Origin of the sequence: Streptomyces sp. NPDC006384 (assembly GCF_042870695.1) — a bacterium.
In the GTDB taxonomy this organism is placed as follows: Bacteria; Actinomycetota; Actinomycetes; order Streptomycetales; family Streptomycetaceae; genus Streptomyces.
Genome location: NZ_JBIAHR010000011.1, coordinates 25,725 through 47,426 on the forward strand (window position 1 = coordinate 25,725; position 21,702 = coordinate 47,426).

The 21,702-nt window shown below is 73.6% G+C and carries 18 protein-coding genes and 1 pseudogene; 12 read left to right on the plus strand and 7 right to left on the minus strand.

The features are described 5' to 3' along the window. The first annotated feature begins 46 nt into the window (after positions 1-46). Both ACFYOJ_RS16930 and ACFYOJ_RS16935 read left to right on the plus strand, forming a co-directional pair. Entirely contained in the window at positions 47-643 is a 597-nt protein-coding gene (locus ACFYOJ_RS16930) for a TetR/AcrR family transcriptional regulator (RefSeq protein WP_356557723.1), read from the plus strand. Continuing rightward, on the plus strand, positions 640-1,635 hold the full coding sequence (locus ACFYOJ_RS16935; RefSeq protein ID WP_356557721.1) for an EamA family transporter: 996 nt from the start codon (positions 640-642) through the stop codon (positions 1,633-1,635). Before ACFYOJ_RS16930 ends, ACFYOJ_RS16935 begins: the two co-directional genes overlap by 4 nt. A 197-nt stretch (positions 1,636-1,832) precedes the next feature. Here the strand turns inward: ACFYOJ_RS16935 and ACFYOJ_RS16940 are convergent, their stop codons facing one another. The 3 genes from ACFYOJ_RS16940 to ACFYOJ_RS16950 form a co-directional block, all read right to left on the minus strand. Continuing rightward, on the minus strand, positions 1,833-2,672 hold the full coding sequence (locus ACFYOJ_RS16940) for a DUF899 family protein (RefSeq protein WP_356557719.1): 840 nt from the start codon (positions 2,670-2,672) through the stop codon (positions 1,833-1,835). Positions 2,673-3,021: 349 nt separating this feature from the next. Further along, complete coding sequence (locus ACFYOJ_RS16945; protein WP_356557718.1) at positions 3,022-4,440, minus strand: glycosyltransferase family 2 protein; 1,419 nt, start codon at positions 4,438-4,440, stop codon at positions 3,022-3,024. Further along, the gene (locus tag ACFYOJ_RS16950; protein ID WP_356557716.1) at positions 4,430-4,591 is read right to left on the minus strand and encodes a hypothetical protein; all 162 of its coding nucleotides are present in this window, start codon (positions 4,589-4,591) and stop codon (positions 4,430-4,432) included. The genes ACFYOJ_RS16945 and ACFYOJ_RS16950 overlap by 11 nt, the downstream gene beginning before the upstream one ends. A 657-nt stretch (positions 4,592-5,248) precedes the next feature. Here ACFYOJ_RS16950 and ACFYOJ_RS16955 point away from each other — a divergent pair. From ACFYOJ_RS16955 to ACFYOJ_RS16975, 5 genes are all read left to right on the plus strand, one after another. Beyond that, complete coding sequence (locus ACFYOJ_RS16955; RefSeq protein WP_356557714.1) at positions 5,249-7,261, plus strand: ABC transporter ATP-binding protein; 2,013 nt, start codon at positions 5,249-5,251, stop codon at positions 7,259-7,261. Positions 7,262-7,323: 62 nt separating this feature from the next. Further along, complete coding sequence (locus ACFYOJ_RS16960; protein WP_356557712.1) at positions 7,324-8,811, plus strand: NUDIX domain-containing protein; 1,488 nt, start codon at positions 7,324-7,326, stop codon at positions 8,809-8,811. Further along, positions 8,808-10,103 carry a methyltransferase domain-containing protein gene (locus ACFYOJ_RS16965; RefSeq protein ID WP_356557710.1) on the plus strand — a complete coding sequence of 432 codons (1,296 nt, stop codon included), beginning with the start codon at positions 8,808-8,810 and terminating at the stop codon, positions 10,101-10,103. The genes ACFYOJ_RS16960 and ACFYOJ_RS16965 overlap by 4 nt, the downstream gene beginning before the upstream one ends. 220 nt (positions 10,104-10,323) lie before the next feature. Then, positions 10,324-11,367 (plus strand): GNAT family N-acetyltransferase, encoded by a 1,044-nt coding sequence (locus ACFYOJ_RS16970; protein WP_356557708.1) that lies wholly within the window; start codon positions 10,324-10,326, stop codon positions 11,365-11,367. 121 nt (positions 11,368-11,488) lie between these two features. Further along, complete coding sequence (locus tag ACFYOJ_RS16975; protein ID WP_356557707.1) at positions 11,489-12,613, plus strand: hypothetical protein; 1,125 nt, start codon at positions 11,489-11,491, stop codon at positions 12,611-12,613. Between the two features lie 155 nt (positions 12,614-12,768). Here ACFYOJ_RS16975 and ACFYOJ_RS16980 read toward each other — a convergent pair whose 3' ends face one another. From ACFYOJ_RS16980 to ACFYOJ_RS16990, 3 genes are all read right to left on the minus strand, one after another. After that, entirely contained in the window at positions 12,769-13,869 is a 1,101-nt protein-coding gene (locus ACFYOJ_RS16980) for a C45 family peptidase (protein WP_356557706.1), read from the minus strand. After that, positions 13,866-15,497 (minus strand): amidohydrolase family protein, encoded by a 1,632-nt coding sequence (locus ACFYOJ_RS16985; RefSeq protein ID WP_356557705.1) that lies wholly within the window; start codon positions 15,495-15,497, stop codon positions 13,866-13,868. The genes ACFYOJ_RS16980 and ACFYOJ_RS16985 overlap by 4 nt, the downstream gene beginning before the upstream one ends. A 175-nt stretch (positions 15,498-15,672) precedes the next feature. Then, positions 15,673-17,121 (minus strand): cytosine permease, encoded by a 1,449-nt coding sequence (locus ACFYOJ_RS16990; RefSeq protein ID WP_356557704.1) that lies wholly within the window; start codon positions 17,119-17,121, stop codon positions 15,673-15,675. An 89-nt stretch (positions 17,122-17,210) separates the two neighbouring features. Between ACFYOJ_RS16990 and ACFYOJ_RS16995 the strand changes: the two genes are divergently transcribed. The 5 genes from ACFYOJ_RS16995 to ACFYOJ_RS17015 all read left to right on the plus strand — a co-directional run bounded on the left by ACFYOJ_RS16995 (position 17,211) and on the right by ACFYOJ_RS17015 (position 21,113). After that, positions 17,211-17,921: a TetR family transcriptional regulator gene (locus ACFYOJ_RS16995; RefSeq protein WP_356557703.1), complete on the plus strand. Its 711-nt coding sequence runs from the start codon at positions 17,211-17,213 to the stop codon at positions 17,919-17,921. 196 nt (positions 17,922-18,117) lie between these two features. Beyond that, complete coding sequence (locus ACFYOJ_RS17000) at positions 18,118-19,098, plus strand: alpha/beta hydrolase (RefSeq protein WP_356557702.1); 981 nt, start codon at positions 18,118-18,120, stop codon at positions 19,096-19,098. Positions 19,099-19,277: 179 nt separating this feature from the next. Beyond that, entirely contained in the window at positions 19,278-19,460 is a 183-nt protein-coding gene (locus ACFYOJ_RS17005) for a hypothetical protein (RefSeq protein ID WP_356557701.1), read from the plus strand. A gap of 118 nt (positions 19,461-19,578) precedes the next feature. Then, positions 19,579-20,319 carry a sporulation protein gene (locus tag ACFYOJ_RS17010; protein WP_356557700.1) on the plus strand — a complete coding sequence of 247 codons (741 nt, stop codon included), beginning with the start codon at positions 19,579-19,581 and terminating at the stop codon, positions 20,317-20,319. A 209-nt stretch (positions 20,320-20,528) separates the two neighbouring features. Continuing rightward, positions 20,529-21,113, plus strand: a complete 585-nt coding sequence (locus ACFYOJ_RS17015; protein WP_356557699.1) for a dienelactone hydrolase family protein — start codon at positions 20,529-20,531, stop codon at positions 21,111-21,113. A 31-nt stretch (positions 21,114-21,144) separates the two neighbouring features. Here the strand turns inward: ACFYOJ_RS17015 and ACFYOJ_RS17020 are convergent. Further along, positions 21,145-21,602: pseudogene (locus tag ACFYOJ_RS17020) on the minus strand (RNA-guided endonuclease InsQ/TnpB family protein); the annotation flags it as partial. Positions 21,603-21,702: the final 100 nt, after the last annotated feature.

The window sequence follows — 21,702 nt, forward strand, 5'->3', positions numbered from 1 at the left end:
GCCGCCCCCTACTCTAGGTAGACCTACCTACCTAGTTTGGATCGTGATGAGCGAGAGCGACGTGAGCACCGGGCGCCGGCGGCCGGCCCGGGAGCGGCTTCTGGAGGCGGCGGCCCGGCGCTTCTACGCCGACGGCGTGGCGGCGACGGGCATCGACACGATCACGGCCGAGGCCGGCGTGGCGAAGATGAGCCTGTACAACAACTTCTCCTCCAAGGCCGACCTGGTCCGGGCCTATCTGGACGCCCGGCACGAGGAGTGGCTCGGTCTCTACCGGGCCCGGCTGGAGCAGGCCGACGGCCCCCGTGAAGGTGTGCTGGCCGTCTTCGACGCCTACGCGGACCACGCGGCTTTCGCCTACGAGCACGGTTTCCGTGGGTGCGGGCTGCTGAACGCCGCCGCCGAACTCCCGGCCGGGGACGAGGGCCGGGCCGTGGTGCGCGCCCACAAGGAGCAGGTCGAGCGCCTGCTCGCGGACCACATGGAGCGGTTGCTGCCCGGCCGTCCCGACGAGGCCCGCGCGACGGCCGAACACCTGTCCTTCCTGCTGGAGGGCGCGATGGCCCGCGCCGGCCTGGAGGGGCACGGAGAGCGGGTCCGGCACGCCCGCGCGATGGCCGCCGGTCTGCTGGACCGGCTGTGACCGGCCCCGGCCGGTCCGCGGGGGCCGGGGCCCTGTGCGTGCTGGCCGCCTCCGTGCTGTGGGGCACGACCGGCACGGCCGCCACCTTCGCCCCCGACGTGGGCCCCCTGGCCATCGGCGCCGCCGCCATGGGCCTGGGCGGACTCCTCCAGGCCCTCGTCGCCGCCCGGCAGATCGCCCGCAGCGCCGCCGGTCTGCGCGAGCGGCGCGGCACGGTCCTGCTCGGCGCCGCGTCGGTCGCCGTCTACCCCCTGGCGTTCTACAGCTCCATGCGCCTGGCCGGAGTCGCCGTCGGCACCGTCGTCTCCCTCGGCACCGCCCCGCTCGCCTCCGCCCTGATCGAACGCGTCGTGGACGGCCGCCGGCTCACCCGGCGCTGGATGTCCGCGGCCGCCCTGGGCCTCTTCGGCACCGTCCTGCTCTGCGTGGCCGAAGCCGCGCACGCCACCGGCACCACCGGCCGCGCCTCCCCGTCCGGGACCCTGCTCGGCATCGGCCTCGGACTCGTCGCCGCCGCCACCTACGCCCTCTACTCCTGGGCCGCGCACCGGCTCATCACCCACCGCATCCCTTCCCGCGCGGCGATGGGCGCCGTCTTCGGGATCGGCGGACTCCTCCTCCTGCCCGTCCTGGCCGTCACGGGCGCGCCGCTGGTCGCCTCCTGGTCCAACGCCGGCGTCGGCGCGTACATGGCCCTCGTCCCGATGTTCGCCGGCTACGTCCTCTTCGGACGGGGCCTCGCCCACGTGCCCGCCAGCACCGCCACCACCCTGTCGCTGCTCGAACCGGCCGTCGCCGCCGTCCTCGCCGTCCTGGTCGTCGGCGAACGCCTTCCCGTGACCGGCTGGGCGGGCATCGTCCTCGTCATCGCCTGCCTCGCCGTCCTCACCACTCCCGCACCCACCCGCCGCTCACGCCACCGGCCACGGGACCCCGCCCGCCACGACAGCGACCGGCCCGCGAGGACCGCGGACGCCGTCCACCGGCGGTGACGATCGAACACGCCGTGGGTGAAACGCCTCCCGGCGTCGTGAACAGACGCTGCCCGGGCGCCGGGCCCCGGAGTGTCAGCGTCCTCCGGTACGTGTGCGGCGGGGAGCAGCAGACGCGGCAGCGCCCCGGCCCGGCCAAGTACGGGGCCGTGGCCGAACGCGAGGAGGCCGTCGCCTCCTGATCACGCGTCACGCGGTCAGTGGCAGTGACCGGGCTCGGTCGCCGGGCCGGTGCCGGTGGTGCCCAGGTCGTCGGAGCGGCCGGCGTCGACGCGCGGCCACTGTGCGGTGGGACGTCCACCCGGCCACTCCCGCAGCGGCGGCCAGTCGGGAGCCCCGCCCAGGGTCCGCGTGGCATGCCCGAGGCGCGGCCAGCCTGCCGGTGAGTCCTCCCAGTCCTCCTGACGCCCGAACACCGTGAGATCCATGAGCGCGTAGCTGTAGTCCACCGCCTCGGCCCCTCGACGCTTGGTCCAGAACGTCTCGAAGACACGGTCGCCGTCGCGCAGGTAGCACACCAGGTGGAACAGGCCGGGCTCCCGGCCGACGAGGAGCGACTCGAGCGAGGGCTGGGCGGAGTACCACGGCATCGCCCAGCCCATGAAGGCGCGGTAGCGCAGGCTCTCCTCGTACGACGTCCGCGCGTCCCCGAAGCCGTAGGCCGTGTTCCGCCCCTGGCAGAACACGGCGAAGGTGATGTCGCGCGAGTGCAGATAAGCCAGCTCGCCCACGTGGCTCATCACCCAGGTACAGCCTTCGCACTGCTCGGCGGCCGGCCGGCCGGGCCACCACATGAAGTAGTAGGCGATCATCTGACGTCGCCCTTCGAACGCGTCCAGGAGCGTCATGGGGCCGTCCGGCCCCAGCAACGGGCTGTCCGCGGCCACCTCGACCATCGGGAGTCTGCGGCGCGCGGCGGCGATCGCGTCGCCTTCGCGGGTGTGGGCCTTCTCCCTCGCCCGCAGCACCTCCAACTGCTGCTCGAAGGTCGCGCGGTCGACGACCGGCGGTCGCGCCTTGCTCGGGTTCCCGGACATCAGCGGCTCCTGGGATCGCTTCGTCGCGACTACGGGTCACTCCTCGGCAACGTAGTCGCCGGCCGGGATCGCCGTCATGCGCGATCCGGCCTGGCTCCATCGTCTCCGAACGTGCCGGCGACCGCCGGGCGGGCCGGCGTACCGACGCCCCTTGGTCCCGCGGTTCGGGCCGGCGCTCTTCTGCACACCCCGTCCCTGCTGGACGGGGCGCCCCGCGCGAAGGGCCGGCGGCCGCCCGCCGCGAGCCGGACGCCTCCCGCGTCCGTGGTGCCGGACGGACGGCCGGACGAGGCGGTCCACCGCGACGGCCGCGGGCGCGGAGCCGGTCCGCGGCCGTCGCCCGTGCCGCTCACCCGGCGGGGGCCACCCGCACCTCCACCTGGCCGCGGGTGCCCCAGGTGCCGACCCGCCAGCAGGTCGCCATGGCGTACAGGTACAGCGGGCGGAGCACCAGCAGCCGCCACAGTCCGGCCAGCGGCGAGAGCGAGTACATCAGGATCTGGTGCCCCAGTGTCTCGTCGGTCCTGCGGACGGCGAACAGCCGCAGGCCGATGAGGTAGTTCATGGCACAGCCCAGGACCAGGGTGTACAGGGCCAGGTCCCCGGACTGGGCGCGCAGCGACGGGTCCATGAGGACGGCGGCCGGGATCAGCAGGGTGAGGACGAGGTGCGCGTACTCGACCACGGGCATCCAGAAGGCGAGCGACCGCAGCGGCATGTGGCGCATCCACCACAGGTGCCGGACGGTGGTGCCGCGCATCCAGCGCAGTTGCTGCCGGAAGTAGTGCCGCGGACGGTCCGGCACCAGGGTGAAGCAGACCGCGGACGGCTGGTGCACCGTCCGGCCGGCCAGGAGCGCGTACATGGTCAGCATCGAGTCGTCGTTCATCTGCATCGGCACGCCGCGGAAGGTCTCCCGCTCGTAGACCCCCGCGTGCCGGCGCACCACGTCCGCCCGGTAGAAGGCGAGGGTGCCGGAGTTGATGAGCACGGAGCCGAGCACCGACTGCGCGCTGCGCAGCCCGCGGGTGAAGGGGATGTACAGCAGGGTCGTGAGCCGGGTCAGGAGGTTCGTCGTCATGTTGAGCGGGACGACGAGTCCGGCCACGGACCGCACGCGGTGGTCGGCGAACGGTTTCAGGCCCTCGGCCACCGCGTGCTCGTCCAGCACCGAGTCGCTGTCGAGGGTGACGAAGATGTCGGCGTCGTCCTCGGCGAGCACGTGCATCTGCGCCCACCGCTTGCCTCGGTTGGGGGTCCGGTCCCAGGTCGCCTCGATGCCGAGCCGGTCCGCGTGCCGCATCAGGTAGGCGCGTTCGGCGTCGTAGTCCAGCGGCGCGCCCGTCGCCGCGTCCACCGAGCCGTCGTCCACGACGCGGATCCGCTGCACCGGGCGCGACTGGGCGAACACCGACTCCAGGCAGGCGCGGAGCGCCTCGGGGTCCTCGTTGTAGACCGGGATCTGGACGGTCACCCGCAAGCCGTCGACGCCCGGCCGCTGGTCCTCCGTGACCGTGGCCGGCCGCTCCATCCAGCACACCGGAAGCCACCACAGCAGAAGGAACGACGCCAGCCAGACGATGCTCATCCCCGGGTCGGTGCCGTCCCGCCACACCGTGAGTTCCAGCAGGTGCCAGACCCCCCAGCCGACGACGAGCGCGAAGGGCAGCCCGCCCAGCACGCCCTTGCCGCCCGGGCGGACGAACCGCGCGCCGGGCAGGTGCCCGCCCACCGGGGCGGAGCGGCCGGTCCCCGCCTTACGCCTCATCCGCGCCCCTGCCCCGCCGGAAGGTGGCCCGGACCAGGAGCGCGCCACCGAGGGTGAGCGCGAACGCGGTCGCCACCAGCCAGCTGTGACCCACCGCGACACCGAACAGGGACAGACCCGTTCCGGTGACGGCCAGCTCGTCGTACGGCATAGCGAATCCTTTCCAGGAAGATCAACCTAAAGAGGACAAATAGCAGAAATATTGACTTTCCGGACACAGTGGAGCCTCTGTGTCGCGCGCCGGATGCAGGGGCGCGTACCGGAGGCCGGCGCGGTCTCCGGCGGCCCGGAGGTCTTCTCCGCCGGCCGGCCGCGCGCGGACGCACCGCCCGGGCATCGGCGTTTCGGCCAACCCGCCCCGGCCGCGTGCTCTTGCGCGGCAAGGGTCGGTGCACTGTGCAGCTTCGGAGAACCGCTCAGTCCCGGGGTGCACAAGCCGTCCGAAAGCACAGGTGTGCGAAATCGTGGCGGCGTCGTTGAACACGCCGACACCGCCTTCACGTCCACCAGGGGGGAACACGTTGACGTCAGTCGTGCCAGGCAGCGGTGAGGCGGGGAGCCCGCCGGAGGTTGTGGCCGCGAACGGTGCCGCGACCGCCGGCCGGGGGCCGCTGTCGGAGCACCACCACCCCTCGTACGCCCGTCCGGAGGACACCGTGCATCCCGTGCCCGCCCCCGTGCCCGCTCCTGTCGATCCTCCCGCCGTGTGCGAACGGCGTCTGCGTCCGGCCGTCCCGCGTGCGGCGCGGTTCCGGCGCCGGGCCGACGCCCTCCGCGGCGCGGCACGTCCGGACACGAGGTGGGGGGCATGAGCGCCGGCAGCGACGCGGACGGCGTCCGCCGGGGCGCGGTGCCCGCCCCGCGCGGGGCGGAGCTTCCGCTGCCGCCCGCCACCGTGCCGGCCGGGCCGCACGACCGTGACAACGACGGTGACATCACCGACGGCCTGGCGGAGACCTACTGGTCCGTGTACGACGGCGCCGCGTCCAAGGCCACGGTGGGACAGATCCTCGCGCGCCTGCCGCGGATCGTGCGCCGGGTCGGCCGGCTGGCCTGGCACGCGGACCGGACCGCGACCGTCGCGGTGGTGGTCCTGCAGCCGGCGTCGGCCGCGATGACGGCGTTCGGGCTCATGGCCTCGGTGGCGGTGCTGCGGGAGCTGTTCGCCGAGGGCCCCACCCCGGACAGGGTGCGGGCGGCCGTCCCCCAGCTCCTGGTCGTGATCGGCTTCCTCGCCGCCCGGGCACTCCTCGAAGCGGGCGTCGCCGTCGCCCAGGCCCGGGTGACACCGAGGATCCGCACCGCGCTGGAGTGCGAGTTCCTCGCCCTGACCGCCCATGTGCGGCTGGAGGTCGTCGACGACGCCGACTGGCACGACGAGGCCTACCGGGCCAACGACCGCGGGCTGTTCTACGCCCGGCAGATCGTCGGCCAGGTCGTCTCCCTGGCCGCGGCGCTGCTCGGGCTCGTGGGCACCGCCGGCGTGCTGGGCGTTCTGCACCCCGCCCTGCTGCCGTTGCTCCTGCTGTCCGTGCTGCCGGTCGGCGCGGCCGCCGTACGCACCGCCCGGGCCCGCTTCCACTCCTTCAAGCGGTGGAACGCCCTGCAGCGCAGGGTGCGGGTCTTCTCCTGGCTGCTGCTGGAGAGGGACGCCGCCGCCGAACTCCGCTCGGACACCGCCCAGGGCGCGCTGCTGGAGGAGCACCGCCGGCTGACGACACGGATCGCCGAGGAGGACACCCGCCTGGGCATGAGCTCGGCCGGCCTCACCCTGGCGGGCCGGGCCGTCGGCGGGATCGGCACCGGTGTCACCTACACGGCCCTCGGCGCCATGCTGATCGCGGGCTGGCTGCCCCTGGCCGCCGGCGCGGGCGCGGTCCTCGCCATCCAGGCCGCCCAGTCCTCGCTGACCCGGCTCGTCGACGTCGCCCACCTGGTCTACGAGCACGCCATGTGGGTGGACGACCTCCTGGCCTTCCAGGAACGCTGCCGGGAGCTCCAGCCGCGCCGCAGCGGACTGCCCGCCCCCGCGGCGGTGGGGACCATCACCCTGGACGACGTGTCCTTCACCTACCCGGGCAAGGACACTCCCGCGCTCGACGGCATCTCCATGACCCTGCGGGCAGGCCAGACGGTGGCGTTCGTCGGTGTCAACGGCTCCGGCAAGTCCACCTGCGCACGGCTGCTCGCCGGACTGTACGAACCCCAGGACGGGGGCGCGGTCCGCTGGGACGGCGTGGACGTGCGGGACATGGACGCCGAGTCGCTGCAGGCCCGGGTGGGCTGCGTGCTGCAGGACCCGGTCCGTTTCCCGTTCAGCGCCCTGGCCAACCTGACGGTCTCCCGGGGCACCCTCACCGAGGCGGACCCGCAGCGGGCCCTGGACGCCGCGCGGGCCTCCGGCGCCGAGCAGGTCATCGCCGGGCTGCCCGGCCGGTGGGAGGCGCTGCTGTCCAAGCGGTTCCGCGGCGGTCAGGAACTCTCCGCCGGCCAGTGGGCGAAGATCGCCGTCGCCCGCGGCCTGTACAAGAACGTCCCCGTCCTGCTGCTGGACGAACCGACCGCCAGCATGGACCCGCGCGCCGAGCACGCCGTGTACGAGGCGGTACTGCGGGACTCGCCACGTTCCGACCGGATCACGGTGCTGATCTCCCACCGCCTGGCGAGCGTCGTCGGCTGCGACCGCATCTTCGTCTTCGACGGCGGCCGCGTCGTCGAGACCGGCACCCACCAGGAGCTGATGGACCTCGACGGCGAGTACGCCGCCATGTTCACCCTCCAGGCCGCCGGTTACCACGCCGAGACCGGTGACCCGGCGTGACGCCCGGCCCCACGCGGTCCCGTCCCGCACGCCCACGCCCCACGACTTCCGAGGTGATCGACATGCCGCCCTCCCGCTCCCGCATCCGCACGACCGTCGAGGCCTACCTCGGCCGGCACCCCGGGGAACGGAAGGCACTGGAGGGGCTGGTGGCCGTCCTCGACGGGCCCGAGGAGCCGACCGGCCGCACCACGCTGCCCGGTCACGTCACCTGCAGCGCGGTGGTCATCGACCGGGACCGTCGCGTGCTGCACATCGGCCACCGGGCGACAGGGCTGCTGCTCGTTCCGGGCGGCCACGTGGAGGCGGGCGACCGTACGCTCCTCGCCGCGGCCGTGCGGGAGGTGTGCGAAGAGACCGGGATCCGTCCCTCGGACCTCTGCCCGACCCCGCAGTTCCTGGACTCGCCGATCGACGTGGACGTCCACGGCATCGACGCGGATCCGGCCAGGGGCGAACCCGCGCACCAGCACTACGACTTCCGCTTCGCGTTCTGTCTCGCAGCCGGGCGGACGCCGCAGCTCACCCTGCAGGACGAGGAGGTCACGGACGCCCGGTGGCTCCCGTTCGCCGATGTGCGCTCCCCCGCGCTGCGGGCCAAGCTCCTGGACGCCGGGGCGGCGGGCCTCGACGGGCGGCCGGAGCCCGTCGGCGCCGGCGCCCTGATCCATGACGGGCACGGCCGGTACCTGCTCCATCTGCGGGACGACCGGGAGGACATCCAGGAGCCCTGGGTGTTCGCCCTGCTCGGTGGCGGCCGCACGGGGGACGACTCCTGCCTCGAGGCGACGCTGCGGCGCGAACTCGCCGAGGAGGTACCGGGTCTCGAGCCCGCCGGTCTGGTGCCGTTCGCCGTGGAGGAGGCGACGAGCGCCGACGGCCTCACGGTGCCCGTCCAGGTCTACAGCGGCGTGTGGAGCGGTGCCCCCGAGGCGGTGGAGCTGCGCGAAGGCGTCCTGCTGAAGTGGTGCACCGTCGACATGCTGGACCGGCTCCGCCTGAGCCCCGGGCTCGGCGAGCTGATCCGCCGTCACGCGGCCGGGCACCCCGCGGCGGAGGAACCGCCGGCCGGCGCCCGCCGGCTGTCCGGCGAGGCCCCGGCGGGGACCGAACTCCACATCGTCGGTGTCCACCTCCACCTCCGGGACGAGCACGGCCGCATCCTCCTCGGCCTGCGTCACCCCGCCTCCGCCTTCGCGCCGGACACCTGGCACTTCCTGGCCGGCCACTGCGAGCGGGAAGCCGCGATCGACTGCCTGGTACGGGAAGCGAAGGAGGAAGCAGGACTCACCATCGCGCCCGGGGACGTCGAGCTCGTCCACACGGTGCACCACGTCGACTCCCCCGACGCCCGGCCCAGGATCGCGCTCGTCTTCCAGGCCCGGTCCTGGAGCGGCACCCCGAAGGTCCTGGAGCCCGACCGGTGCGTGGAGTGGCGGTGGTGGGAGCCGCAGGACCTGCCGGCCGAGGTCGTGCCGTACACCCGGCGGGCGATCGACGGAATCCTCCGGGGACGCCCGTACTCCGAACTGGGCTGGGACGGTCGATGAGCACACCGGACCCCCGCCCCACCGCCGACGTCCCGGCACACCACCAGCACGCCGCTCGCCCGGTCGGCGGTACCACTCCGGCGAGCGCGGCAGCGGATCCGGCAGCCGCCCGGGCGGCGATGGTCGCCCGGCTCGAGGAGGAAGGGAAGCTGGGGCCGGGCCCGGTCCGCGACGCCCTCCTCGCGCTGCCCCGCGAAGTGCTGATGCCGCAGGCCTACGTCCGGCGCGGCGCCCCGGACGAGGAGCCGCCGCGGTGGGACCTGCTGGACTGGTCGGCCCCGCAGGACCGCCCGGAACTGCTCGGACTGCTGTACAGCGGGGCCAGTGTGCTCGTCCAGCACGCCGGGGAACCGCTGCTGGGCAGGGCGCGCGGAACGCGGTCGGGGGCGTCGATCACGTCGATGTCGACGGTGACGAGCTTGACTGCCGAGCTGCTGGAGGGACTCGGCCTGCGTCCTGGCCAGCGGGTGCTGGACGTCGGGACGGGCGCGGGGGTGACCGCCGCGGTGGCCTGCCAGGTCTGCGGGGACCAGGGGGTGGTCACCCTCGACCGTGACCGCCACCTCACCGAAGCGGCGGCGGCCCGGCTGGCCGATCTGGGCTTCCGGCCGGAGGTGGTGTGCGGATCCGGCGAACAGGGCCTGCCGGGGCGGACGTTCGACCGCATCTTCGTGTCGTACACGGTGCAGCGCGTGCCGGACGCGCTGGTCGAGCAGCTCGCCCCCGGCGGCAGGCTGCTGGTGCACGTGACCAGCGCGTCACCGTCGTGGCCCGGCCTCGCCGTCGTCGAGTGCGCCGCCGACGGGCGGATCACAGGGGAGCTGCGGGCGGTGGAGTTCGCCCACCGGGCCGGGCACGGCGTGGACCGGATCTGGCTCGGCAAGGACTTCCGGCAGCGCATCGCCACCGGGCCGGGCACCCGGACCCGGCGGAGCGTGCCGGCGCCGCCCGCGGACACCGACCGGGGCCTGTGGCTCGCTGCCGACCACCTGCTGGGCGGGCTGGTGCGGGACTTTGCTGCCGAGCACCTCGTGATCGGCGCGCCCGGCTGCGGATCGTGGCTGCGGGGGAAGCCGGTGGGGCGCTCTCGCTGGGACGTCACCGTCCACGGGCCGCGCGACATCTGGAAGGAGCTCCAGGACCTGGCCGCTCGGTGGCGGGCAGTCGGCAGCCCCGGCCGCTACCGCCTTCTCTTCGAGCCGGACGGCCGACAGCGGGCAGCATCGCCGTGCGGTCGTCTGTCCTGGTTCCTTCCCGCCCACTGCCCGCACGACGACGGAGCATCCACATGACCCGTTCCGACGATCCTCTCCTCCAGCAGCCCTGCACGCCGGGCGGAGCTGTTCGCGGCGGCCGCCGTCGCGTACGACCGCTATCGGCCGGATGTTCCGGACGAGGTGGTAGGGCTGCCGGCCGATACTCGGCCGGGACCGGGCCGCGCTCACACCCGTCCTCGCCGACCCGGCTGCAGACAGAGCACCGTGCACCCCTCTCATCGGCAGGAGACTCCCCGTGAACGCCCGCACGACACCCGCCGACTCAGCCGGACCGCGGAACGCCGCCGCGCGGACGTCGGTCCGCGCGGCGACCACCGCTGACGCCGAGGCCATCGTCCGGATGCGCTCCGAGTACGTCCTGTCCACGCCCTTGAGCGAGCAGTGGATCCGGCGGTGCGCACAGGAGCTGGCACCCCGGCTGACCGATCAGGGGGACGCTCGGGCCTTCGTCATCGACGCCCCCGACGGCACGATGGCCGCCTGCGCCCTCGGCCTGCTCCATCCCGTGCTCCCGGCCCCGGCCTGCCCCCGGGGCCTGGCCGCCCGCGTGCACGTGGTCGCCACGCACCCCGGCCACCGCCGTCGCGGCTACGCCCGGGCTGTCGTCTCCACTCTGCTCGGCCATCTCGCCGACGTCGAGCAGGTCACCCTGTTCGAGGTCCACGCCGGCGTGGAAGCACAGCAGCTCTACCGTGAGCTGGGATTCACAGGCAGTCCGGCACTGATGCGGATGACACGGCCCGAACAGCCGGCTGCGACGAACACCCCGCGGCGCGACCCCGGCCGGCTGCCGCCCGAGCAGTACGCCGAGACGGTCCTCAAGGCCACCGCGTTCGCGTGTTTCTACTTCACCGACGAGAACGACCGGCCGCTGCAACTGCACTCCGTGTACTCCCCCGCCCACCCGTGGCAGCTGGTCGGCGGCACCATGGACCACGGTGAGCGGCCCTGGGAGACGGCCGTGCGCGAGTGCCGGGAAGAGACCGGGCTGACCGTTTCCGGTCCGCCCCGGCTGCTGGCCACCGTGTACGGGCTGCCCGGCGCCGAGTGGCCCTACAGCACGATCGGGATGGTCTTCGACGGCGGCCGGCTCACCGCGGCGCAGATCCGCGGCATCACCCTCGACCCGCAGGAACACGACGAGGTCCGTGTGCTGCCCCTGGCCGAGTGGGAAGCGCTGATGCCGGCCCGGGACTTCGCACGCCTGAGCGCGGTGGAGAAGGCCCGCCGCACCGGCGAGGCCGCGTACTTCGGCGCCTGGGACTGGGGGGACGCATGAGAGGCAACGTCGTGTTTCCGAGCCGGTGGCGCAGCACGGCACGGCCGTGGCCCTCGTCTTCCGTCTCGCGTCGGCGGGAGCGGAAGGGCTCGTTGTCGGAGCCGTGCGGCACGTTTGTTCCATGCGCACACTCTTCAGCGGCGAAGTGCAGGTGGCCTACGGGCAGTTCTATGTCCACAGCGACGACGGCGGTCCCGATCTCGGGGATTCTTTCGCCGGGCAGCGGGCCGGGCTGTGCGGCGGGGCCGTGCCGGGCCGTCTCTTTCTGGTGACCGCGACGCACACCGGCCGCGTCCCCCTGGCCGTCGAACTGTACGAGACGGAACCGCCCCTGGACGCCGACGCCTGGGAGGACATCGTCGAGGTGTCGTTCCGGCCCGTGTCGGACAGGACCTGTCTCGTGGAGTGGGACCGCCTCCGGTGCCCGCTCGCCCTCTCCGAGGTCTCGTACCGGGTGCGTTACCACTGCCGGGGTATGGACGAGGCGCGCGACGCGGTACGCGGCGGGGGTGGACCGGTGCCGGAGGGGTATCTGCTGCGCTTCTGGCCGGCTCCGCCGGCTCCGGACCGGGTGGTCAGGGAGACCAGCCGGACCGCCTCCTACTGGCACGGGTTCGCGCGCGAGCAGCCTCCGGGCCCCACTCCCGAGGAGCGGGCCGAGGAGGAGCGCCGGGCCCGCGAGAAGGAGCAACACGCCGAGCTTCGCAAGGAGAGGGAGGCGTGGGGCGGGCGCCTGCCCAGCGACCGGCTGCGGAATGTCCGGGACGGGCTCCGGAGGTTCGAGGGCTTTCCCGAAGGCCTCATCGGCCTCGATGCCGCACTCGTGCACGCGATCGACGCCGCGGGCCCCGAGGAGCAGCGCGCGCTCGCCCGCTGGGCGGCGCACCGCGCCTGTGCGGCAGCGGGGCTCGGCGGGATCGACTGGGTGGCGCGCGGCCTGGCGGAGCTCGACCGGGGCGAGCCCTACTCGCCGCCCCTGGACGACTCACGGCGGCTGCGGGACGCCGTGTTCTCCGACGCACGCGTCCCGCGGTCCCCCGACGGGACCCCCGGCTTGCCTCAGGCCGCGGCCCTCGCCGCCCTCTGGGACGCCGCCGCCCCCGACCCCCTCAAGGCGGCGCTGGACGCCCTCCTCGCGGCGGTGGTCACCCACGGCACCGGCCACCTGCGCCTCTTCGCGGAGGTCCGCCGCGCCTTCCCGGTGACGGCCGCCGCGTCCTGGGCGGAGGGGGACGACCGTCGGTAGCGCCGCCGCGTCCTGCCCGCCCGTAGGGCGCCCGGGCGCGGCCTGGGCGGGCCTGCACCTGGCGGGGCCGGCTCACGCCCGTGCGAATGACGCGCGGCCCCGTCCGTCTCCGGACGGGGCCGCGCGCGGGTGGGCCGGCCGGCGGTCGGGGCGGGTCAGCCGGCGGTGAGGATCCGCCAGTCGCGGGTGCCGATGTCGGCCGGGGTGCCGTCGAGGATCGCGGCGGTGCGGGTCGCCGGTTCGAGGGTGATCGTCGCGAGGCTGGCCCAGCGCTGGCCGAGGGGCTTGTCCGGGTCGGGCAGGCAGGTCACCGGCGGCTCGCCCGGGCCGGTCACGAGGAGTTCCGGGAGGTCGTCGACGGACGTCGGACGCCTGCGGGAGAGGCGGTCGAGGACGAAGGCGCGGCGTTCGCCCGAGTCGGGCTGGTAGAGCCAGCTCTTCTCGTCGGCGGCGGGGACCGGGGTGAGGAAGTGGTTGGTGCGCACGAACGTGTCGTCCTCGGGCCGCACCTCGAAGATCCCGACGGGGCTCAGGTCCAGCAGGACGGCGTCCGTCTCGTCGAACAGCGCGAACGACCCGGAGGAGGCGAGCGGAGCGCTGCGGACGATCTCCACGGCCTCGGCGACGCTGCCCGCCTCCTGCAGAACGACGGCCGCCAGCACGTGCACGGGGATGCCGCCGATGCCGTCGTCGCGGTGGCCGAGGATGTTGAAGTGCAGGGCGAGCCCGGCGCTGTTGACGCCCATCTTGGCCAGGATGCCGTTCTCGGTGAGGCCGACGAAGTCGTGCCGGCCGCCGCGCGACTCCAGGGTGTGCCACAGGTCGCCCAGCTCGATGTGCCAGTCCCACGTCTGGACGCCGAAGGTGCGCGCCGCGGCGTCCTCGCCGGCCAGGCGGCGCACGATCGTGGTGCACTCCCCGGGCGGTACGGCGGCGCTGCGGGCGAGGATCTCGGTGCGGGCGTTGAGGGCGGCGACGCGCCACTCCTCGACACCGGCGCCGTGGGCGATGCCCGAGATCTCGGCGCGGGCGTCGGGCCGGAACCGTCCGATGTCCTCCAGGGCGCGTGCGGCGTCCTCGGCCACCCGGGCGGGGGTGATGCCGCCGAGGGTGAACAGCCGGTCGTAGACCTCCGCCGCGGCGGGGATGCCCTCGCGCAGCTGCTCGCCGCGGGCGACGCCGCGGTCGTACGGGTCGGCCGCGGAGACCTCGACGTGGAGGCGGTGGGCGGGGCGGGGAAGGGCGGTGGGGGTCACGAGGTTCCTTCTGCGCTGTTCGGGTGGAGCTGGACGACGCCCGCGACGACCGTCGCGAGGACGGGGTTGCCGGGCTGCGCGTCCGGGGGCAGGTCGAGCGGGTTGGCCGCGAACACGGTGAGGTCGGCGAGGTAGCCGGGCGCCACCTTGCCGAGTTCGTGCGCCGCCCCTGCGGCGCGGGCGGCGGCGGCCGTCATGCCGGCGTACGCCTCACGGGCGGTCAGTGCCTGCCCGGGCTGCACGGGGGGCGTGTCCGGTTCCTCCACCGGGCGGCGCAGCTGGCAGTCGGCGAGGCCGATCCGCGGGTCGCCGGGGCCGATCGGCCAGTCGGAGCCGAGCGCCACGACGGCGCCGTGGTCGAGCAGGTCGCGGGTGCGCCAGCCGCGGGCGACCCGGTCGGGGCCGATGCGCCGGGACCAGTTGTCCGTCCCGTCGGCGCGGGTGTGCCGGGTGCCGTGCACGGGCTGCAGGCCGGCCACGACGCCGAGCTCCGCGAAGCGGTCCAGGAGGTCGTCGGGCAGGGACTCGATGTGCTCGATGCGGTGCGGTCCGCGGTCGACCGGGCCGATCTCCTCGATGACGTCGAGGGCGAAGCGGACGGCCTGGTCGCCGATGGCGTGGGTGGCGGTGGGGATGCCGCGTCCGGCGAAGAACCGCATGGCGGCCCGGTAGGCGTCGAGGTCGCGCCAGAGCGGTTCCCGGTTCTCCCCGTGGGTGTCCGGCCGGTCGAACCAGGCCGTTCCGTTGTCGGCCGTGCCGTCGAGCATGAACTTCACGCCCTCGACGTGCCAGCGCCGGCCGCGGCGCCCCTGGAGCCCGGCGATGTCGCGCCAGACGCCGGGGGCGGAGTCGGCGGGGACCAGGGGGGAGCAGCGGATGCGCAGCGGCAGCTCGCCGTGTTCCTCGATGTGCCGGTACACGGCTTCCGAGGGGTCGGTGAAGTCGAGCGCGTGCAGTCCGGTCAGGCCGCTGCCGGCGAGGACGCGGAGCTGTCGCAGGACGTACTCGGCGGCGGTGGCCACCGGCACCTCGGGATAGTGGTCGAACACCAGGTCCATCGCCTGGAGCTCGACGACGTACCCGGTCGGGCGGCCGTCGGGGCCGACCTCGACGGAGGAGGCGTCGGTGAACGTCTCGCGGCCGGTCAGGCCGGCGAGTTCCACCGCCCGCGGGCTGATGACGAGCGCGTGCGCGTCCCGCGTCATCAGCGAGACGGGCCGCCCGGGGAAGCGCTCCCCGAACACGGCACCGGCCGGGTCGCCGTCGAAGACGTTGACGTCGAGGTCGAAGCCGGTGATCCACTCGTCGGCCGGCAGGCCGTCCGCGGCCTCGGCCAGACGCTCGCAGACCTGGTCGAGCGTGGCGGCGCCGGAGAGGTCCACGCCGCGGCCGATCTCGATCGAGCCCCACACGGGGTGGGCGTGCGCGTCGGTGAGGCCGGGGAGGATCGTGGCGCCGGGGAAGCTGTGGACGGCGGTGTCCGGGCCGCGCAGCGCGTCGAGGGCGGTGCTGTCGCCGACGGCGATCACGCGGCCGTCGGCGATCGCCACCGCGTTCGCCGGCGGGCCGGAGGGTTCCTCGGCCGGGTTCTCCACATGGCCGGCCAGCAGGAGGGCGTCGGCGTGCACAGTCTGTTCCTCTTCTTGTCTTCTTGTTCGGCGTGTGCGGCAGGGCCGCTCGTACGGCTGGGGCCGCTCGTGCGGCACGCACCGCGTGTGCGGCACGCACCGCGTGTGCGGCACGCACCGCATGTGCAGTACGTGCCGCGTGTGCGGCTTGTGCCGCGTGGTGCGGGCGGGGCGGTCAGGACGGTTCGGGGCGCGGGACCGTCCCGAGGACACGCGCGGTCGCCCAGTAGACCGCCGCGGCGACGGCCATGCCGGCGGGGATGGCCAGATCGACGCCGCCCATGACCTCGGCGAGGGGGCCCGTCCAGAAGCTGGTCGTCACGCACATCAGGGAGGCGAGCGCGCCCACGGCCAGGGCGAGGACGCCGGCCCGGTGGACGCCCCGCCGGTACCAGAACGGTCCGCCGTGCTCCTGCCGGAGGAGGGCGGCGCCGTCGTAGCGGTTGCGCCGCAGGAGGAGGTCGGTCACGGCCACCGCCATCGCCGGGCCGGTCACCACGACCACGAGCTGGAGCATGGTGTTGACGCTGGTCAGGAAGTCCCAGACGAGGATCGCGTACAGCGTCATGACCGTGCCGAGGACGCCGATGACCAGGACCGCGGGGATGCGCGCGATACGGACGCCGACCGACTGGATGGACAGGCTGGCGCTGTAGGCGGTCATGCCGTTGTTGGTCAGGGTGTTGAGCACGACCGAGACGACGAAGACGGGGATGAACCAGCCCGGCAGGATGCTCTCCAGGGCGGCCTGGGGGTCGCTCATGTCGAGGCTGGTGGCCGCCAGCGCGCCGACGGAGGTGAAGACGACGCTCGGCAGGTACGCGCCCAGGGCCGTCCATCCGGCGATCGCGGCGGAGCTGCTGCCGCGCGGCAGGTAGCGGGCCAGGTCGGGGCTGTTGCTGTACGACAGCGGTGTGGAGGCGACGATGGTGAAGGCGACGCCGAGCGTGGCGACGAGCGCGCCGCCGTGCAGCGGTTCCGCCGGGGCGTAGGCCCAGTCGGCCTCGGCGAGCACGTACCCCGTCACCACGACGAACACCACGGTGAGCAGGATGCTGAGCGTGGAGTAGAGGCGGACGATCGTCGCGTAGCCGTAGATGGCGATCAGCAGGGTGGCGCCGGCGATGAGACAGATCACGGCCGCGTGCACGACGGAGCTGTCCGGCAGTCCCGACCGCACCGCCAGCCCGATGCCGGCGACCGAGGCGGCCGACCAGTTCAGGGCGAGGTAGGCCGCCGCGATGAGCCAGCCGGTGACGACGAGCACGGCCTTGTTGCCCATGACCCCGTAGAAGGCGCGGGAGATGACCGAGCCGCTGGTCCCGGCGACCGGGCCGCTCGCCGCGATGATCCCGGTGCAGGCCCACAGCAGGTTTCCGGCCAGGATGACGCCGACCGCCTGCGGAAGCGTCAGCCCCATCAGGATGAGCGTGCCCCCCACCGCGAAGCTCAGATAGCTGACGTTCGGCGCCGCCCACACCGCGAAGAGCTGGCGGGGCCGGCCGGTCCGTTCCGCGTCCGGCACCAGGTCGATGCCGCGGGTCTCCGGATGTCCCGCACGTTCGGGACCGGGCCCCTCGTGAGCTTCCGCGGACGGAGGTGCGGTGGTGGGGTGTGTCGTCATAGGGGCCTCTCGGATGTAACGGCGACGTTGCCGCTTATTGAGCAAGTGGCCAACTGCCTGTTGGTCGCCGATCCAATAACCTTTGCGCCATGACGTCAAGACCCCGGCCGACCCGCACCCGCAAACTTCCGCAGGAACGCCGCGCCGAGATCGTGCGCAGCGCCGCGCGCATCGCGCTGGAGGAGGGACTCGAGCTGGTCACGCTCCGGCGGGTCGCCGAGGACCTGGGAGTACGCCCCGGCCTCATCAGCCACTACTTCCCGGCCGCGGACGAACTGGTCGCCGAGGCGTTCACCCACGCCACGACGCAGGAGCGCGAGGCACTGCTGCCGCCGGGCGAACCGGACCGGCCGCCCGTCGACCGGCTCGCGCGGTTCCTCGTCGGGCTCACGGACGGCGACTACCTGGACCTCAGCCGCCTGTGGCTCAACGCCCGGCACCTCAGCAGGTTCAGGACGCCGCTGCGGCTGGCGGTCCGCGCCCAGGAGACGACGACCCGCTCCGCGCTGGTCGACCTCGTCGCCGAAGGCGTCCGGGCCGGGGACTTCACGACCGACGACCCCCTGAGGACGGCGCTGCACATCCTCATCACCGTCGACGGACTGGGCTCCTACGCCAACGACGAGGCACCCCCGGAGGAGCTGGACATGCGGGACGTGGCCATCGAGACGGCCGAGACCCGCCTCGGCCTGTCCCCCGGCACCCTCCGGGCCCGCGCCGCCGGTGCCGGCCGGGCGGGTGACGCCGCCGCCGGCGGCGGCGCGGGCACCCGGACCCCGGTGGCCCTCGAGCCTCGGTGAACGCGACCGGGAGCCCGTAGCGGCGCCCGTCACCGCAAGGCCCGGCCGGACTTGCCGTAACGGCAAAAGATCTCGCCTTCCCGGCAGGAGCTTCCGCAGGATCGGTGTCGAGCCGGCGCAACGGGCGGGGACGGGGAACCCTCCTCGCCTCCTCGCCTCCTCGCGCACAGCAGACCAACGGTCCTGGAGGTCACGCATGTCGCAGCACGCCACGGAGATCACCCACCGGTCGGTGTACTCGCCGGGAGGCCGGATCCACCTGGCGGAGCAGGGAACCGGGCCGCTGGTGCTGCTCGTGCACGGCTTCCCGGAATCCTGGTACTCCTGGCGTCACCAGCTGCCGGCCCTCGCGGCGGCGGGACACCGCGCGGTCGCCATCGACGTCCGCGGCTACGGCCGCTCCTCTGGGCCGGCCGCGACGGAGGCGTACCGGATGCGCGACCTGGTGGAGGACAACGTCTCGGTGGTGCACGCCCTGGGCGAGGAGACGGCGGTGGTCGTCGGCCACGACTGGGGCGCCACCATCGCCGCCGACTCCGCCCTGCTCAGGCCGGACGTCTTCCGGGCGGTGGGACTGCTGAGCGTCCCCTACACCCCGCGCGGCGGCCCCCGCCCCAGCGACGTCTTCGCCCGGATGGGCGGGGACGAGGAGTTCTACGTCTCGTACTTCCAGGAGCCGGGCCGCGCCGAGGCCGAGATCGAACCCGATGTGCGCGGCTGGCTCGCGGGCTTCTACGCCGCCCTGTCCGCCGACACCATGCCCGCACCCGGCGCTCCCGACCCGCACTTCGTCGGCAGGAACGGGACGCTGCGCGACCGGTTCCCCACGGGCCGGCTGCCCGCCTGGCTCACCGAGGCCGACCTCGACGTCTACGCCGGGGAGTTCGAACGGACCGGCATGACCGGAGCGCTCAACCGCTACCGGAACATGGACCGCGACTGGGAGGACCTCGCCGCCTTCGACGGCGCCCCCGTCACCCAGCCGTCCCTGTTCATCGGCGGCGGCCTGGACGCCTCCACGACCTGGCTGGCCGACGCGATCGAGGCGTACCCGGTCACACTGCCGGGCCTGGTCTCCTCCCACCTCCTCGACGGCTGCGGCCACTGGATCCAGCAGGAACGCCCCGCCGAGGTCAACCGCCTCCTGACCGACTGGCTCACCGCCCTGCCCGCCTGACACCCCCGCCCGCACCGCCCGCTGCCGCCGGAGTGGACCGCTCCGGGGTCGGCGGAGACTCGATACGTTCGAGAGGACCGAGTCGTGGCACGTCCTTCCCCCACCCCGTTGAGCTGAGTGAACGAGCGGTCCGCACGGTCGCCCAGGTACGTCCGGAGTACGACACAGAATGGGCCGCGATGAAAGCGGTCGCGGCGAAGCCGGGCATCGCCACCGCGCCGCACACCACCGGTCTTCCGGCGCCCGCGCTCCTCGCGGGCGCCCTCGCCGGGATGCACCGGGCAGCCGTGCGCGAGATCCGACGGCGCATGCTGTCCGGCGAATCCCCTGCACGCGTGCGCGACGCGGTCGCCGGAACGTGATGCACGCCGTCCACTCCCGTCCGGAACAAGAACGTCACAATCTTCACTCCGGCATGCCGTGGTCCCCTACAGTTCCCGCATGGGCGTTCGAAGTGAACGTCCGGGAGGGGACACAGAGATGGCATTCCGCAAATTCCTCAGCGCGCTCGGCGTCAACGCCCCGAGCGTGGAAACCGTTCTGGGCAGCACCTCGGTGCGTCCGGGGGACAAGCTGACGGCCGAGGTGGTCGTGCAGGGCGGTGGGGCGGACGTACGGATCGACCGTTTCGCGCTCGAGGTCGTCACGCGGTTCGAGGACGACGAGAGCTCCGAGACCGGCTGGAAGAATCCCGGCGTGCTGCTCACCTGGCAGCCCGGGAACGGGACGTTCACCCTGCACGCGGGGGAGACACTCTCCTGGGAGGCGACGTTCGACCTGCCCTGGGAGATGCCGCTGACCCACGCGCTGGGCCGGCCCGTCAAGGGCGGCAGGGCCGCGGTGCGTACCGAGCTCGCCGTCGACAACGCGGTGGACAAGGGCGACTTCGACGAGTTCCAGGTGCACGCGCTGCCGGCGCAGGACAGCATCCTGCAGGCGTATCTCGACCTCGGTTACCGGCTGGACGAGGCGGAGGTCAAGCACGGGGTGGTGAAGGGCGGGGACAACTCGAAGGCGAACCACTGGCAGGAGTTCGAGTTCTGGTACCCGGTGGAGTCCGGCCGCAGCGGACAGCTGGAGACCGCCTTCATCGCCCGTGAGGACTCCCTCGACCTCGTCATCGGCAGTACCGGTCCCCACGCCTTCTCCTACGAGCAGGCGAACGACCAGGCCAAGGTCACCGCCTGGCTGAAGGGACTGCTCGACGCCCACGGCCTGTAGGACGCAAAGGGTCCGTAGGACGGAACAGGCGGGGACGCGAACGCCGCGTCCCCGCCGCCCGTTTCGCCCGTGCCACCGCCCGCCCGGAGGGGGACGTCGGACGTCCGGGGCCGGCGCGGGGTTCGGGCTTCCGGGACCGCGGTTGTCAGTACCGCGGGCCATACTCGTGCCACGGCGCCACTCGGGCGCCGCAGCGCGAGGGGAGCGACATGGCCGAGGTACTGGTTTTCCACCATGGACACGGACTGACCGCCGGCGTCCGCGAGTTCGCCGGGCACCTGCGGCGGGCCGGACACACCGTCCACGTCCCCGACCTGTACGAGGGGCGGCTGTTCGACAGCCTCGAGGAAGGCATCGGCTACGTCGAGAGCACCGGGTTCGACACGTTCATCAAGCGTGGAAGCGCCGCCGCCGAAGGGCTGCCCGCGGAGCTCGTCTACGTCGGGTTCTCGCTCGGTGTCCTGCCGGCGCAGAAGCTGGCCCAGACCCGCCCCGGTGCGAAGGGCGCGCTGCTGCTCGAGGCGTGCGTCCCGGTCTCGGAGTTCGGCGGCGCCTGGCCCCGGGACGTCCCGGTCCAGATCCACGGCATGGACGCGGATCCGTTCTTCGCCGGGGAGGGTGACGTGGACGCCGCCCGCGCGCTCGTCGGGTCGGCCGCCGACGCCGAGCTGTTCCTCTACCCCGGCGACAGGCACCTGTTCACCGACAGCAGCCTCCCGTCCTACGACGAGCAGGCCGCAGGACAGGTCACCCATCGGGTGCTCGGCTTCCTCGACCGCATGACCGGTAGGTAACCGGCGTCACCGGCCAGGGTGGTTCGAACGGGAGGGCCGGTCCGGCCCTGGTGAGGACGTTCGTCGCGCCGACGTGGTCCGTGTTCGCCGCGAACCCGCACGCCGTGCACCGGAACCTTTCCCGGGTGACGCGGTTCTCCTTCGCCACGTGCCCGCACCGGGGGCACGTGCGGGAGGTGTTGCGCGCGTCCACCGGGATCGTGAGGCGACCGGCACTCTCCGCCTTGTGCGCCAGGACGGTGAGGAACTGCGCCCAGCCCGCGTCGAGGATGCTGCGGTGGAGGCCGGCCTTCGCGGCAGCACCGTTGGGCAGGAAGCCGCCGAGCGTGTCGGGGTCGGCCCTGGGTGCGGGGGCTCTGGTCATGCCCGCCGTGTTCAGTCGCTCGTGCGCGATCACGCCGTGGTCGCGCACGGAGCGAGCGCGGTCTTGTGGTGGAAGCCGGCGCGCTGCCGCCGGATCCTGGCGTGCGGCTTGGCGGCCTTCCGGGCCGGGAGTGGCGGCGACGAGCAACCGGGTTCACGGTCTCGGCCCGAGTTCGTCTGGGGTCCACGACAGGTACCCGCCCCACCACGAGTTCGCCTCTGCCTC

Bases quoted from the DNA above. Each gene is read 5' to 3' on its own strand.
- ACFYOJ_RS16930 (WP_356557723.1), top strand. From the start codon at position 47: ATGAGCGAGAGCGACGTGAGCACCGGGCGCCGGCGGCCGGCCCGGGAG.
- ACFYOJ_RS16940 (WP_356557719.1), bottom strand. From the start codon at position 2,672: ATGTCCGGGAACCCGAGCAAGGCGCGACCGCCGGTCGTCGACCGCGCG.
- ACFYOJ_RS16945 (WP_356557718.1), bottom strand. From the start codon at position 4,440: ATGAGGCGTAAGGCGGGGACCGGCCGCTCCGCCCCGGTGGGCGGGCAC.
- ACFYOJ_RS16950 (WP_356557716.1), bottom strand. From the start codon at position 4,591: ATGCCGTACGACGAGCTGGCCGTCACCGGAACGGGTCTGTCCCTGTTC.
- ACFYOJ_RS16955 (WP_356557714.1), top strand. From the start codon at position 5,249: ATGAGCGCCGGCAGCGACGCGGACGGCGTCCGCCGGGGCGCGGTGCCC.
- ACFYOJ_RS16960 (WP_356557712.1), top strand. From the start codon at position 7,324: ATGCCGCCCTCCCGCTCCCGCATCCGCACGACCGTCGAGGCCTACCTC.
- ACFYOJ_RS16965 (WP_356557710.1), top strand. From the start codon at position 8,808: ATGAGCACACCGGACCCCCGCCCCACCGCCGACGTCCCGGCACACCAC.
- ACFYOJ_RS16975 (WP_356557707.1), top strand. From the start codon at position 11,489: ATGCGCACACTCTTCAGCGGCGAAGTGCAGGTGGCCTACGGGCAGTTC.
- ACFYOJ_RS16990 (WP_356557704.1), bottom strand. From the start codon at position 17,121: ATGACGACACACCCCACCACCGCACCTCCGTCCGCGGAAGCTCACGAG.
- ACFYOJ_RS16995 (WP_356557703.1), top strand. From the start codon at position 17,211: ATGACGTCAAGACCCCGGCCGACCCGCACCCGCAAACTTCCGCAGGAA.
- ACFYOJ_RS17000 (WP_356557702.1), top strand. From the start codon at position 18,118: ATGTCGCAGCACGCCACGGAGATCACCCACCGGTCGGTGTACTCGCCG.
- ACFYOJ_RS17005 (WP_356557701.1), top strand. From the start codon at position 19,278: ATGAAAGCGGTCGCGGCGAAGCCGGGCATCGCCACCGCGCCGCACACC.
- ACFYOJ_RS17010 (WP_356557700.1), top strand. From the start codon at position 19,579: ATGGCATTCCGCAAATTCCTCAGCGCGCTCGGCGTCAACGCCCCGAGC.
- ACFYOJ_RS17015 (WP_356557699.1), top strand. From the start codon at position 20,529: ATGGCCGAGGTACTGGTTTTCCACCATGGACACGGACTGACCGCCGGC.